The sequence below is a fragment of the Plantibacter sp. CFBP 8804 genome (assembly GCF_014841225.1).
Taxonomy (GTDB): domain Bacteria; phylum Actinomycetota; class Actinomycetes; order Actinomycetales; family Microbacteriaceae; genus Plantibacter; species Plantibacter auratus.
Genome location: NZ_JACYTU010000003.1, coordinates 356,419 through 369,516, shown reverse-complemented (window position 1 = coordinate 369,516; position 13,098 = coordinate 356,419). Strand labels below are relative to the sequence as shown.

The 13,098-nt window shown below is 71.8% G+C and carries 10 protein-coding genes; 5 read left to right on the top strand and 5 right to left on the bottom strand.

Translation table 11 applies throughout. From position 1 onward, the window contains the following. The first annotated feature begins 122 nt into the window (after positions 1 to 122). The 3 genes from IFU11_RS09820 to IFU11_RS09810 all read left to right on the top strand — a co-directional run bounded on the left by IFU11_RS09820 (position 123) and on the right by IFU11_RS09810 (position 6,036). On the top strand, positions 123 to 1,679 hold the full coding sequence (locus IFU11_RS09820) for an amino acid permease (RefSeq protein WP_192018815.1): 1,557 nt from the start codon (positions 123 to 125) through the stop codon (positions 1,677 to 1,679). A 161-nt stretch (positions 1,680 to 1,840) separates the two neighbouring features. After that, the gene (gene pyrE, locus IFU11_RS09815; protein WP_175116436.1) at positions 1,841 to 2,389 is read left to right on the top strand and encodes an orotate phosphoribosyltransferase; all 549 of its coding nucleotides are present in this window, start codon (positions 1,841 to 1,843) and stop codon (positions 2,387 to 2,389) included. Beyond that, positions 2,389 to 6,036 carry a hypothetical protein gene (locus IFU11_RS09810; RefSeq protein WP_192018814.1) on the top strand — a complete coding sequence of 1,216 codons (3,648 nt, stop codon included), beginning with the start codon at positions 2,389 to 2,391 and terminating at the stop codon, positions 6,034 to 6,036. Before pyrE ends, IFU11_RS09810 begins: the two co-directional genes overlap by 1 nt. 24 nt (positions 6,037 to 6,060) lie before the next feature. Here IFU11_RS09810 and IFU11_RS09805 read toward each other — a convergent pair whose 3' ends face one another. Both IFU11_RS09805 and IFU11_RS09800 read right to left on the bottom strand, forming a co-directional pair. Continuing rightward, positions 6,061 to 7,101 (bottom strand): zinc-dependent alcohol dehydrogenase family protein, encoded by a 1,041-nt coding sequence (locus IFU11_RS09805; protein ID WP_192018813.1) that lies wholly within the window; start codon positions 7,099 to 7,101, stop codon positions 6,061 to 6,063. A gap of 62 nt (positions 7,102 to 7,163) precedes the next feature. After that, positions 7,164 to 7,961 (bottom strand): HAD-IIA family hydrolase, encoded by a 798-nt coding sequence (locus IFU11_RS09800; protein ID WP_192018812.1) that lies wholly within the window; start codon positions 7,959 to 7,961, stop codon positions 7,164 to 7,166. 170 nt (positions 7,962 to 8,131) lie between these two features. Between IFU11_RS09800 and IFU11_RS09795 the strand changes: the two genes are divergently transcribed. Next, positions 8,132 to 8,737 carry a TrmH family RNA methyltransferase gene (locus IFU11_RS09795; protein ID WP_124770109.1) on the top strand — a complete coding sequence of 202 codons (606 nt, stop codon included), beginning with the start codon at positions 8,132 to 8,134 and terminating at the stop codon, positions 8,735 to 8,737. A gap of 247 nt (positions 8,738 to 8,984) precedes the next feature. Continuing rightward, a complete protein-coding gene (locus IFU11_RS09790) occupies positions 8,985 to 9,305 on the top strand; it encodes a hypothetical protein (RefSeq protein WP_192018811.1) in 321 nt (106 codons plus the stop codon). Between the two features lie 430 nt (positions 9,306 to 9,735). Here IFU11_RS09790 and IFU11_RS09785 read toward each other — a convergent pair whose 3' ends face one another. The 3 genes from IFU11_RS09785 to IFU11_RS09775 form a co-directional block, all read right to left on the bottom strand. Further along, on the bottom strand, positions 9,736 to 11,613 hold the full coding sequence (locus IFU11_RS09785; RefSeq protein ID WP_192018810.1) for a YhgE/Pip family protein: 1,878 nt from the start codon (positions 11,611 to 11,613) through the stop codon (positions 9,736 to 9,738). A 70-nt stretch (positions 11,614 to 11,683) separates the two neighbouring features. Beyond that, on the bottom strand, positions 11,684 to 12,340 hold the full coding sequence (locus IFU11_RS09780; protein ID WP_191940444.1) for a hypothetical protein: 657 nt from the start codon (positions 12,338 to 12,340) through the stop codon (positions 11,684 to 11,686). Then, entirely contained in the window at positions 12,330 to 13,031 is a 702-nt protein-coding gene (locus tag IFU11_RS09775; protein WP_192018809.1) for a TetR/AcrR family transcriptional regulator, read from the bottom strand. Before IFU11_RS09775 ends, IFU11_RS09780 begins: the two co-directional genes overlap by 11 nt. Positions 13,032 to 13,098 lie beyond the last annotated feature (67 nt).

The window sequence follows — 13,098 nt, the reverse complement described above, 5'->3', positions numbered from 1 at the left end:
AGATGGATTTCCCCACAAAGGTATGTACACGCGACCATTGCAGGTCCTAGAGTCGGGCCAACCGAATCTGAGGACGTTGTGCGAGCCCGACGAGCGCGCAACCCGAGCGACAGGACGCATCGATGGCTGACGACACGCGCAAGATCTCCGGGGTGACCTACACCGCGGCCGGCGAGGGGTACTTCGAGAAACGCAGCCTGAAGCGGTCCGCCGGGGTGTGGGGCCTCTGGGGTCTCGCCGTCGCGGCGGTCATCTCCGGCGACTTCTCCGGCTGGAACTTCGGCATCGACTTCGCCGGGTTCGGCGGCATGCTCATCGCCTTCGTCATCCTCGTCGCGATGTACTACGGCATGATCTTCTCGATCGGGGAGATGGCCGCGGCGATGCCGCACACCGGCGGGGCCTACTCCTTCGCGAGAGCGGCGATGGGACCACTCGGCGGGTTCGTGACCGGCCTCGCGGAGACCATCGAGTACCTCGCGACCACGGCCGTGATCGTGTACTTCTCGGCCTCCTACGCCGACGCCATCACGAGCGAGCTGCTCGGCTTCTCCATGCCGTCGCCCGTGTGGTGGGCGATCCTGTACGTCGCGTTCATCGCGCTGAACTCCGCGGGAGCGAGCATCTCCTTCCGCTTCGCCATCGTGGTCTCGATCATCTCCATCGGCATCCTGCTCGTCTTCTCCGCGATGGCGATCTTCTCCGGACAGTTCGCCTGGGCCAACCTGTTCGACATCGCCCCCGACGCGGGCCAGACCGAGTTCCTGCCGCACGGCGTCCTCCCCATCCTGTTCGCCCTGCCCTTCGCGATGTGGTTCTTCCTCGGCATCGAGGAGCTGCCGCTCGCGGCGGAGGAGTCCCACAACCCGGTGCGCGACATCCCGAAGGCCGGGTTCTGGGCTCGTGGCACGCTCATCGTGACCGGCCTCCTCGTCCTCTTCCTCAACACCGGCGTCATCGGTGCCGAGGCGACCGGGACGGCAGGGGAGCCCCTGCTCGACGGCTTCCGGGCCATCGTCGGTGACGGCGCGGCGGCGGTGCTCGCCCTCTTCGCCCTCATCGGGCTCCTCGCCTCGTTGCAGGGCATCATGTTCGCCTACGGTCGCAACATGTACTCGCTGTCCCGCGCCGGGTACTACCCGCGGTTCCTCTCGCTCACCGGCAAGCGGCAGACGCCGTGGGTGGCCCTCGTGGCCGGGGCGATCATCGGGTTCATCGCGTTGCTCATCGTCGACGCGGCCGGCGGATCAGGCGGCGTCGCCGGGGCGATCGTGCTGAACATCGCTGTCTGGGGCGCGGTGCTCGCGTATCTCATGCAGATGATCGCGTTCCTGCTGCTGCGGAAGAAGTTCCCGAACGCCAAGCGGCCCTACGTCAGCCCGTGGGGTGTGCCGGGGGCGGTCATCGCAGCCGTCATCGCCGCGCTCATCTTCGTCGGCTTCCTGCTCAACCCGACGTTCCTCCCGGCGATCATCGCGATCGTCGTCGTCTACGTCGTCATGCTGGTCGCCTTCGCGGTCTGGGGTCGCCACCGGCTCGTCATGTCACCGGAGGAGGAGTACGCGGTCTCGGGCGGCCTGCACGGCGACCCGGAGACGGAGGGCTACGGCGGCGCCACCGAGGCGGAGTTGCTCGCAGCCGACCGTCCCGAGGACCCGGGCTCCGGCACCGCGCGTTGACCCCCGGACGCAGCCGCCCCGACGCAGACCGGTGGCGGCGTCGCGTCCCGAGCCCCGGCGAGTCGTGCCCGACACGCCGGGGCTCTCCTGCCTCGGTGACGCGGACCGCCCCCATCCGGGCGACTGCGGCGATGGGGGTCACAGCTTGTAGACTCGTCGGCGTGACGGACGCACGAGCTCAGCTCATTGACCACATCTCGGCGGAAGCCGTGTTCCACGGTGACTTCACCCTGACGAGCGGCAAGAAGGCGACGTACTACGTCGACCTCCGCAAGGTGAGTCTCGACCACCGCGTCGCGCCCCTCATCGGGCAGGTCATGATCGACCTCATCGCCGACGTCCCCGACGTCTTCGCGGTCGGTGGCCTCACCATGGGTGCCGACCCGGTGGCCGCCGCGATCCTGCACCAGGGTGCCGCGCGCGGACTCACCTACGACGCGTTCGTCGTCCGCAAGGAGCCGAAGGACCACGGCCGCGGCAAGCAGGTCGAGGGCCCCGACCTCCAGGGCAAGCGTGTGATCGTGCTCGAGGACACCTCGACCACCGGTGGGTCGCCGCTCAAGGCGGCCGAAGCGCTCGAGAAGGTGGGAGCCGAGGTGGTCGCCGTCGCCGTCGTCGTCGACCGCGCGACCGGCGCCCGCGAGATCATCGAGGCCGCGGGCTACCAGTACCTGGCCGCGATCGGCCTGGAAGACCTGGGACTCGTCTGATGTCCAGCGACGGAACCGGACGCGGCGGGGCCGGGCTGCCGGACGAACCCGCGGACGGAACCGACTGGCTGCTCTCGCAGCTCGACGCCGACGACACGGAGGCGATCGAGACGCAGCCCACCACCGACGCGGTCGACGAGCAGCCATCGGCAGCCGTCGCTCCAGTGCCCGCTGACGACGACGACCGGACGCGCGTCCTCCCGGTCGTCGGCGACACCGATGCCCAGGCCGCTGCTTCACCCGTGCCCACGCCGGTCCCGGCCGAACCCCAGTGGTCCGTGCCCTCCGTGCCGGATGCGCCCGCGACCCCGACGGCCGCTGAGCCGACGCCTGCTCCGGTCGAGCCGGTGCCCGCTCCCGTCGAGCAGACGCCCGCTGCCGCCGAGCCGACCCCCGCCGCCCCGGCCACCGCTCCCGGTGAGTTCGCGAGCGAGGCCGAACTCCTCGCCTGGTGGCAGAGCCAGGTGCCGAACCCGGCCGACGACCCGACACCGGTCCCCGCACCGCAGACGCCGGATGCACCCAGCGCGGAGCCCGCCGCACCCACCACGCCTGCAGCCCCGGCCGACCCGATGCCCGAGGAAGCTCCCGTCCGGTCGGAGGGTCTGCGGCACCCGAACGCCCTCGAGCTCCCGGTCGTCCCGCCGACCCCTGCCCCGGCATCGCCGGTCCCGCCCGCCCGCAACGAGCTGACGGTCGACACCGACTCCGTCCTCCAGCACGCGCCCGCCGGCACCTTCCGGCCCGCGCCCACGAACCCGGTCGTCCTGCCACCAGTCGACGACGAGCCCTGGAGCCTCGGCGGCAGCGACGACACCGACGCCGCTCCAGTGGCCCCGGAGGACGTCTCGACGGCCGTCCTGCCCACGGCCCGAGCACTCGCAGCCGACGACCCGGCGGCCTGGGCCGCGGTCGAAGCGGAAGAGACCGCCGCGACGACCTCCACCTCGACGCCCGCCGGAGGCACGCCCGCCGCACCGCTGCCGCCCACCGCCCCGCCGGTGACGCCGACGCCCACTGCGGCGGACCACGATGTGCCGTCCGGTCCCGCGACGACGCCCGACACCGAGGCGCAGGACGACGATCTCCCGGAGGGCTCCTGGAGTCTCTCCGAGACGTTCGGCGACGACGTCCTCGGTGGCGAGACCGTCGAGGTCCGTGACACGACGATCGATGCTTCGGCGCCCGCCGACACCGCACTCGACGAAGCCCCGGACGACGAAGCAGCTACCGACGACGTCTGGACCGCCGAGCCGGCGACTGCCGAGGCCTCCGCACCGCGCACGGATCCGCTGGCCTGGTTGACGGAACCGTTCGGTGCGACGTTCGGCGCCGCGCCGGCGGCACCGGAGGAGCAGCCGTCCGAGGAACCGCACGCGGAGCCGGTCGACGAGGCGCCCCAGCAGTTCGACACCGCCGAGGAGTCCGTCGCCGTCGCCACCACCGATGAGGCGACGTCTCCGACCGCGAGCGAGCCGGTCCAGCCGACCGCCGAGTCGGACCCCGAGTCCGCGTCCGACGGCGTCGTCGCCTCCGAGCCGATCACCCCCGCGGCACCGTTCCGCTGGGACACGGTCGCAGCGGCGTCGCCCGCGAGCGCAGCGGAGCCGACCTCACCAGCCGACGTCCCGTGGCCCGAGACGGTCCCCGACGACGATGCCGAGCCGCTCGATGAGACGCGGCCGTTCGACAGCCTCGGCGGTCCGGGCTTCTCGGCCCTGGCGGGTGCCGCAGCCGCAGCAGCAGCCGTTCCTCCGGCGCCGACACCCGACACCGACGCCGAGCCCGGCCGTGACGATGCGCCGGCCGACGACGACGCGACCGACACCGCCGACGTCCCCCCGGCCTTCGGCCCGCCGACCCCGAAGGCCGAGCGTTCCATCACGGAGCTCATCTCCCTCGACGGCGTGCAACCCGAGCCCACCGTCAGCCCCTTCGGCACCGCGCCATTCGTGTGGGACCTCGCGCCGAACGACGCCCTCGACCCGCTCGTACACGCGGCTCCCACGACCCAGCCCATCCCGGTTCCGCCGGTGGAGTGGGAGGGCGCCGAGTCGTCAGCCGTGAGTGCGGAGTCCCCCTCGGAGCTCGCGCTCGAGGGCGAGGTGCCCGATGCCGCGTTCATCGCCGGCGACGTCCAGCCCTTCGCTCCGGGCCTCGCCGCCGTCACGCTCGGTCGCCCGCTCGTCGACGGACCCGGCGACGAGTTCGCCAGCTGGACCGACGACGCGACCGACACCGACAGCTCCGCGCCGGACGCCGCACCGATCGTCCCCGCCGCGAACGACACGGTCGACCTCTTCCCGACGCTGTCGCTCGGTGGGTTCGACGCAGCCGTCGCGGCCGGTGGCCTCGCCGCCGCAGGGGCCGCAACCGCTGCCGGTGCCGCTTCCGGCCTCGGCTCGGGCGCCGACTCCGACGACACGGAGACCTCGGCCGACCGCGACGCCGACTCCGCTCCCGAGACGGCACCGACCCCCGTCATCGATACTCCTGCTCCAGAGACCCCGGCGTTCGCCGTCGACCCGGAGGAGCTCGACGACGAGTTCGACGAGGAGATCGTCGAGTTCGACGCCGTCCCACTCGCTGCGGCGGGCGTCACACCGCTTCCGTCGTTCGTGCCGAACGGGGCCGTCGCCGACGACGCGACCGATCCCGCCACGGATGCGGCCGCGTCGGATGCCCCACTCGCTGACGAGGGCTCGATCGACCCTGAGCCGGTCGGCGAGCCCGAGCCGGTCAGCGAGGAGCTGCGGCTCGAGTCGCTGTTCGACCTCGGACCCGAGACGGATGCGGTCCAGGTCGCCCCGGCCGATGACGCCGCGACCGACGGTGAGCCGGCTGCCACGCCGCTCGCCGACACCGAGCAGGCCGACGGCACGGCCACGGTCGCCCCGTCCGAGCCGTCCGATCAGCCGGACGCCACCGCCACGGCGGAGGCGGCCTCGGCACGGTCACTCGCCGACGCCTTCGCCGCCGAGGGCGGCTGGTCGCTCCAGGCCGACGCGATCGCCGACCCCGATCTCCCGCTCGCCCCCATCCCAGGCCTCGTCGCCGCCGACGGTACCGATGTCGACGATACTGACCCCGACGACGACATCGGCGGGTCACGACGAAACGGCGCCCACGCTGCCGGAGCCGACGACAGTGCTCCGCACACCTCCACGGTGGCCGAGCCTGATGTCGCCTCGAACACCGCGCCCACACCCGTGGTCCCCGCTTCGGTGTCCGTCTTCGGCGCACACGCCGCAGCCGTCCCCTCGCAGGGGCCGGTCGCGAACGTGCCGCAGTCGGCCCCGGCCGCACTGCCCGGCGAGACGGTCGCGTTCCCGGAACTCGACGGCGCGAGCGCGCTCACGACCCCGGCCGCGGCTGCGGGCATCGTCGGCGCCACCTTGCCGCCTCAGGCCACGCAGTCCGCTCCCGACCGCGATCTCCCCGAATACCGCGGAGAGCATGCGGATCAGGGCATCCCGAAGGCGCTGCTCTGGGCGGTCGTCGGCCTGGGTGCCGCGGTCCTGCTCCTGCTCGCGTTCTACTTCGGAACGCTCGTCGGTGCCGCGAACGCGGCCGGTGCGGCTGCAGACGCCACGATGCCGAGCGTGTCCGCAGGGTGGTCGACGGCCGGAGCCCCGGACACCGTCTGACGACGCACCTGACGCGGTCGCGGGTCAGGCGACGTCGATGACGGTCACGCCCGTCGAGCGGTCGCCGGACGCCAGGGCGACGAGTGCTGCCGGTGCCTCGTCGAGGCCGATGCGGTGTTCGATGAGGTCCTGCGGGCGCAGCGCACCGCTCGCGACGAGGTCGAGCAGCTCCGAGTAGTCGGACGCCGGCATGCCGTGGCTGCCGTGGAGTGACAGCTCCTGCGAGATGATGCGCGGCAGCGGGAGTGTCGGTTCGCTCGAGAACAGCCCGATCTGCACCTGACGGCCCATCGGCGCCAGTGCCAGGAGGCTGAGGCGCATCGTGGACTCACGCCCGAGGGCTTCGACCGACACCTGCACGCCCGCCGGCGCGGCTTCGGCGATGCGCGTGAGGACGGCGTCCTCGTCGAGCCCGCTCGAGTCGATCGTGTGCGTGACGCCGATCGACGTCGCGCGCGCCAGGGCAGAGGCGTCGATGTCGACGCCGATGACCTCGGCACCGAGCGCGACGCCGATCATGGCCGCGCTCAGCCCCACGCCGCCGCAGCCGACGACGAGCAGGCGCTCCCCGCTGCGGAGCCCGGCGCGGTGGACGAGCCCGCGGAAGGCCGTCGCGAAGCGGCACCCGAGGAGGGCGGCGGCGCCGGCGTCGAGGGACTCGGGCACCGGGATGAGGTTGACGTCGGCGTCGTGCAGGGCGACGAGCTCCGCGTAGGACCCCCAGTGGGTGAAGCCCGGCTGCGTCTGGTTCGGGCAGACCTGCCCGTTCCCGGCGAGGCACTGGGCGCAGCGTCCGCACGCGCACACGAAGGGCACCGTGACGCGGTCGCCCACGCGGAACCGCTCGACGGCGGGGCCGACGGCGTGGATGCGCCCGACGAGTTCGTGACCGGGCACGTGGGGGAGGGCGATGCCGTCATCGTGCCCGAGCCAGCCGTGCGCATCGCTCCGGCAGAGCCCCGTGGTCTCCACACGCACCACGACGCCGGCGTCGGACGGCACCGGATCCGCGACGTCGCGGACCTCGGGCTCGGCGGTGAACTGGTCGTAGACGACGGCGCGCATGGAAGTCCTCGGTGCGTGGCGGGGCGGAGTGGATCGGTGTGGCTGGTGGTGGCGGGGGGGGCCTAGATCTCGACCTCGACGGGCTCGGCCTTCACGAGGTCGATGACGCCACTCAGGATCTCGTTCGGACGGAACGGGTAGCGGTTGATCTCGGCCTCGTCGCTGATGCCCGTGAGCACGAGGATCGTGTGGAGACCGGCCTCGATGCCCGCGACGATGTCGGTGTCCATGCGGTCGCCGATCATGCCGGTGTTCTCCGAGTGGGCGCCGATCTTGTTGAGCGCCGATCGGAACATCATCGGGTTCGGCTTGCCGACGACGTACGGCTCCATGCCGGTGGCCTTCGTGATGAGGGCCGCGATGGCGCCGGTCGCCGGAAGCGGGCCGTCCTTGCTCGGTCCGGTCGCGTCCGGGTTGGTCACGATGAAGCGCGCGCCGCCGGCGATGAGACGGATCGCCTTCGTGATGGCCTCGAACGAGTAGTTGCGGGTCTCGCCGACGACCACGTAGTCGGGGTTCGTCTCCGTCATGGTGAAGCCGGCCTCGTGGATGGCCGTGGTGATCCCGGCCTCCCCGATGACGAACGCCGAGCCGCCCGGCTCCTGCTCGGCCAGGAAGGCGGCCGTCGCGAGTGCGGAAGTCCAGATGAACTCCTCGGGCACGTCGAGCCCGGAGGCACGCAGTCGGGCGCTCAGGTCGCGCGGGGTGAAGATCGAGTTGTTGGTGAGTACCAGGAAGGGCGTCCGCTGGTCCTGCCACTGCTGCAGGAGCGCAGCGGCACCAGGGAGGGCGTGGTTCTCATGGACGAGCACGCCGTCCATGTCGGTGAGCCAGCATTCGACCTCGTCGCGTCGTGACATGCGTTCCTCCAGGTGCTCCGTGCGGGCTGCGCGAGCGCTGCGCCGCGGGGGTGGCGCGGCGTCGGGCCCGGACCTCCAGTGTGGCACGGCGCGGGTAGGGTTGGCTGGTGCCAGAGACCCCGCTCCACCCGGACGACCCGGTCGCCGGTCCCGATCAGGCCGAGAGCCCGATGGCTGGCGTCGGTCCGTGGCAGGGGGAGTGGCCGGACGACCCGTGGTACGACCCCGCGCTGCTGCGCGACGGCGACACCCGGAACGTCGTCGACCGCTACCGGTACTGGTCGATGGAGGCCATCGTCGCCGACATCGACGACCACCGCCACCCGTTCCACGTCGCCATCGAGAACTGGCAGCACGACATGAACATCGGGTCGATCGTGCGCACCGCCAACGCGTTCGCCGCCGACACCGTCCACATCGTCGGACGCCGTCGCTGGAACAAACGTGGAGCCATGGTGACCGACCGCTACCAGCACGTCGAGCACCACGTCGACGTCGCGGCGCTCGTCGCCTGGGCGTCGGCGGCCGAGCTGCCGATCATCGCGATCGACAACGTGCCGGGATCGGTTCCGATCGAGACGTTCAGGCTTCCCGAGCGGTGCCTCCTCCTCTTCGGACAGGAGGGGCCGGGGCTCTCACCGGAGGCGCTCGCCGCGGCCGATGCGGTGCTCGAGATCACCCAGTTCGGGTCGACGAGATCGATCAACGCGTCCGCGGCAGCGGCCGTCGCGATGCACGCCTGGGTCATGCAGCACGTCTCCTTCGACGCATCCTGATCGGGTTGGCCCCCGTCCGCGGGTGGTTTCCAACGGCAGCGCTGCGCCTACCTCAGGAACACCTCAAGATTCCCTCAATTGACCCCGCGGTCCCCCAAAGTGCCGACACCGCCCGGCATACTGTCTAGCGGAGCAACACTCCACCGCTGAACCCGAATCCCTCCGGCACCCGAAGCCACCGAGGGCCACCGCACGGACCCGAATCCGTGCGGTGCGAATCGGCGGTCACCCGAAGGATGAATCGAAGATGACGCACCGTTCTGCCCTGGGAGCCTCGCCCGAACGAGGAACCCACCCGTCCAAGGTCCGTGGCATCGCCGCGCTCGCCGTCCCGGCAGCCCTCGCGGTCGCCCTCATCGTCGGCGTCGCCGCGCCGGCTCAGGCCGACGCCCGGGTCGACGAGGCGTCGAGCTCGATCAGTGCAACACAGACCGGTTCGAGCGAGCTCATCGCTCCGGCCGGTGCGTTGTTCGCGTCGCTCCTCATCTGGGGAGCCGGAGCCGCGTTCGCGACTCGTCGTCGGATGCTCGCCGAACAGCGCGAGGAGGCGTCGCTGCTCTCCAGCTGATCAGCGCGCTGCACCCGCAGCTGATCGCCGTGGCCCGAACCACGTCGCTCAGCTGCTCTAGACGGAACGCGCCCGTTCCGTCGCACCGGTGGCCGCCGGGAGTCCCCCCACTCCCGGCGGCCTCCGGTGTTTCCGGGGTACGACGGCGGGGTCTCCGCCACGGACGACGGCCGGTCCGTCCGCTGGCTCGACGACGTTCCAGAGAATCTGCCGCGTTCCGCGTCATGATCGCGCCTCCGGTCGATCACTCAAGGGAGTGCAACGCTGTCGGGCGGACCCGAACCCGGATCGACGCGGCGCTCAGACGCCGACGTCGAACGATGCCCGACCCGAAAGGGCGTCGCACGCAGCAGGCGGACCACACGCGCCGGAGCGTCGTCCCACCCGAGGACGACGCTCCTGCGCGGGCGCCTGCGCGCTCGACCGGTGCCTAGCCGATGAGGCTCGGCCGGAGGTCGCGGAGCGTCCTGGCGTGCGTCATCCGCGTCACGCCGATCGCCGAGAGGCTCAGCGCGATCGCCAGCCAGGCGAGCAGGACCCCGGCGTCCTGCAGGGCGGCGTCCATCCGCCCTCCATACATCAACTGGCGCATGCCGTCGACCGCGTAGGACATCGGGAGCACGTGGTGCAGTGCCGCGAGCGGCGCCGGGAGGGTCTGCCACGGGAACGTCCCGCCGGCGGTGACGAGCTGGGCGACCATGAGCACGAGGCCGAGGAACTGCCCGACGCTGCCGAACCACACGTTGAGCGTCAGGATGATCGCCGCGAAGGTGAGGGACGCGAGCGCCATCATCCCGTAGGTCGCGAGCGGGTTGTGGACCTCGAAGTGCAGGGCGCCGGCGAGGATGCCGAACAGCGCGACCATCTGGATCGTCCCGAGGAGGCCCGGCGTGAGCCAGCCGGCGACGGTCACCTTGATGGGGCTGTGGAGCGCGGTGATGGCGCGCCGCGAGACCGGCTTGACGATGAGGAAGAGCGCGTAGATGCCGATCCAGGCGGCGAGGCTGACGAAGAACGGAGCGAGTCCTGCCCCGTAGGTGCCCGCGCTCGTCACCGAGGAGTTGGTCAGTTTGACCGGATCGGCGATCGTCTTGGCCTGGAGTTCGCGGGAGTCCGCGGTGGTCGCGGGGATGGCGTCCGCGCCGGACTGCAGACCGTCGCGGAGGGTGACGATGCCGTCGCGGAGGGTGCCGAGGCCCGTCTGCAGGGTCGTGAGGCCGGTCTGCAGCGATGCGGCACCGTCGGCGGCCTGCTGCGTCCCCGAGGCGAGCGCGGGCATGGCGTCGCTCAGCGTCCGGGCGCCCCCGGCGACCTGCTGGGCACCGCTGTTGAGCTGGTCGACCTGCGAGACGACGGTCTGGACGCGCTCGTTCGCCGTCGTGGCGTCGGCGGCCACCGGGTCGAGCAGTGCCAGCACCTGGGCGATCTGCTCGGGGGTGAAGCCGTTCTCCGCGAGGGTCTGGGAGATCTGCGCACGGGCCGTGGGGATCGAGTCCACGAGTCGCTGGGCGGCCGCGCCGACCTCGTCGCCCTTGCCGGCGAGGGTCGACGTCCCGGACGCCACCTGCTCGGCGCCCGAGGCCAGCTGGTCGGTCTGGGCGGGCAGGCTGGCCGTCCCCGAGGCGATCTGCGCGGTGCCGGAGGCGAGGGTCGCCGCACCGGCCTGGGCGGTCCCGGCGCCGTCGAAGGCCTGCTGTGCGCCGTCGGCCAGCTGCGTCGCGCCCGAGGTTGCGTCGACGAGCTTCGTCTTGATCGTGTCGAGCGCGATGAGGAACCGGCCGGCGGCCTGGCGGTTCACCGTCTGCACGATGGTCGCCTTGATCTGCTTGACCGCCTGCTCACCGATCGTCGTCGCCAGGTAGCTGTTGGCGTCGTTCGTCGTGAGCTGGACCGTCGCCTGCTGCGGGGCGTCGCCCGACGCGGAGGTGAGGGAGGTCGAGAAGTCGGCGGGGATCGTGACGCTGAAGTCGAAGGTGCCGTCGTTCACGCCCCGGGCGGCGTCGGCCGCGCTGACCTCGTGCCAGGCGAACGATCCGTCCTCGATGAGCTGGTCGGCGATGTCGTCGCCGTAGTTCTCCGTCTCGCCTGTCGCATCGCCGGTCGTGTCGTCGGTCGCCGGCGCACCGGTGTCCTCGACGACGAGCGCCACGGGAACCTGGTCGAGCTTGGCGTACGGGTCCTGGTTCGCCCAGAGGTACAGGCCGCCGTAGAGCAACGGGACGCACATGAGGGCGACGAGGGCGAGCCGCGACATGGGCGTGGCCCACAGGCGGGACAGTTCGGCGCGGATCATCGCGAAGATCTTCACAGGAGGTCCTTCTGGGGACGGGTGGTGCGGGATGAGGGGAGGGCTGGACGGTCGTGGTGCACGGTGTGCGTCACGACCAGTCCTGCTGGAAGAGGGGGACGAGTTCGTCCGTGGCGTTCTCGGACACCGGGGCGTCGGCGGTGGCGTTGATGGCGGTCGCCGAGGCGTCGCCGGCGATCACGAGGACGCCGTAGCCACGGGCGGCGAGCTTGCGGGCGAGGTTCCACCACTCGAGCGGGTCGCCGCCGTGGCGGTCGGGGGAGACGAGGACGAGCGCGGTGACGTCCTCCCGGAGGACCGCGAGCTCGGTGAGGAGCCGCACGCGGTCGGTCGGTGCGACGGTCGAGATCGGCTGCTTCGCGAGGTGCGCGAGGTCGAGCGACTCGAGGAACCGCGCGACGGCGAAGGGGTGGCTCGCCCGGCCGGCGAACATGAGCTCCTCGGCGACGACGCCGGAGACCGCGACGCCGCTGGCCGGTTCGGAGACGTCGGGGGCGTCGATGAGGGCGATCACGCGGCGCATCGTCTTGCGGTCGGTCGCCCCGTCGACGAGGACGGTGCCGGTGTCGGGCATCATCCGGCCGGAGGCGATGAGGCCGAGGACGGTCGGCCGCTGCTCGGTCTCGGCGCGGGCGAAGGTCGCCTCGCCCGTCCGGAAGGAGAGGGAGGTCGGCTCGAGGACGATGCCGCCCTTGCCCTTGGAGACGCCGTCGAGTTCAACGCGCATGGGAGGACTCCTCGTTCGTGCCGGTGCCGGTGCCGGTGGTGTGGCGGTGGGTGTCTGCGTGTTCGGTGTCGGCGCGGTCGGCGACCGCCGTGGCGTCCTGCCACGACAGACCGACCGCCCCGAGGGTGGCGAGCATGACGAGTCGGCGGCCGGCGCTCGTCGAGAGGCCGGATCGGATCGCCTCCTCGAGTACCCCGACGGCCGTGCTCTCGACGAGTCGGGCGAGCACGCCTGCGTCGATGTCGGGGCGGATGGAGCCGTCCGCGACGCCCGCCTCGACGGTGCGGAGGAGGAGGGTCCTGACGGGTTCGAGGGCGGCCGCCGTGACGGCGCGGAGCGGCCCGCGGACGGCGAGCGGCGCCATGATCCGGACGTGGTCCACCTGGGCCCACAGGACGTCGCCGATGAGCGCGATGGTGGTGAGCGGGTCGTCGCCCTGGACGGCCGTGATCGACGAGGCGACGCGCTCGGCCCCCGCCACGACGACGGCGTTCACGAGCTCGTCGCGCGTGGCGAAGTGTCCGTACACCGAGCGGCGGGTGAGGCCGGCGGCCGCCGCGATGGTCTCGAGGCTGGCGTCGGGGTCGCTGCGGAGCGCCAGGCGGGCGGCTTCGAGCAGCGCGACGCGGTTCTCGGCGGCGTCGCGACGAGGGGCGCGCGACCCGCTCGCGGGCGCTTGGGTGGTGGTCATGACAGCGATCGTACTATCTTGCACAGCGGTGTGCAATATCGACGTTCGTGGATGCGGCGAGCTCTCA

Excerpts from the sequence above, each read along its gene's own strand:
- IFU11_RS09820 (WP_192018815.1), top strand. The coding sequence starts at position 123 with ATGGCTGACGACACGCGCAAGATCTCCGGGGTGACCTACACCGCGGCC.
- IFU11_RS09810 (WP_192018814.1), top strand. The coding sequence starts at position 2,389 with ATGTCCAGCGACGGAACCGGACGCGGCGGGGCCGGGCTGCCGGACGAA.
- IFU11_RS09805 (WP_192018813.1), bottom strand. The coding sequence starts at position 7,101 with ATGCGCGCCGTCGTCTACGACCAGTTCACCGCCGAGCCCGAGGTCCGC.
- IFU11_RS09800 (WP_192018812.1), bottom strand. The coding sequence starts at position 7,961 with ATGTCACGACGCGACGAGGTCGAATGCTGGCTCACCGACATGGACGGC.
- IFU11_RS09795 (WP_124770109.1), top strand. The coding sequence starts at position 8,132 with ATGGCTGGCGTCGGTCCGTGGCAGGGGGAGTGGCCGGACGACCCGTGG.
- IFU11_RS09790 (WP_192018811.1), top strand. The coding sequence starts at position 8,985 with ATGACGCACCGTTCTGCCCTGGGAGCCTCGCCCGAACGAGGAACCCAC.
- IFU11_RS09780 (WP_191940444.1), bottom strand. The coding sequence starts at position 12,340 with ATGCGCGTTGAACTCGACGGCGTCTCCAAGGGCAAGGGCGGCATCGTC.
- IFU11_RS09775 (WP_192018809.1), bottom strand. The coding sequence starts at position 13,031 with ATGACCACCACCCAAGCGCCCGCGAGCGGGTCGCGCGCCCCTCGTCGC.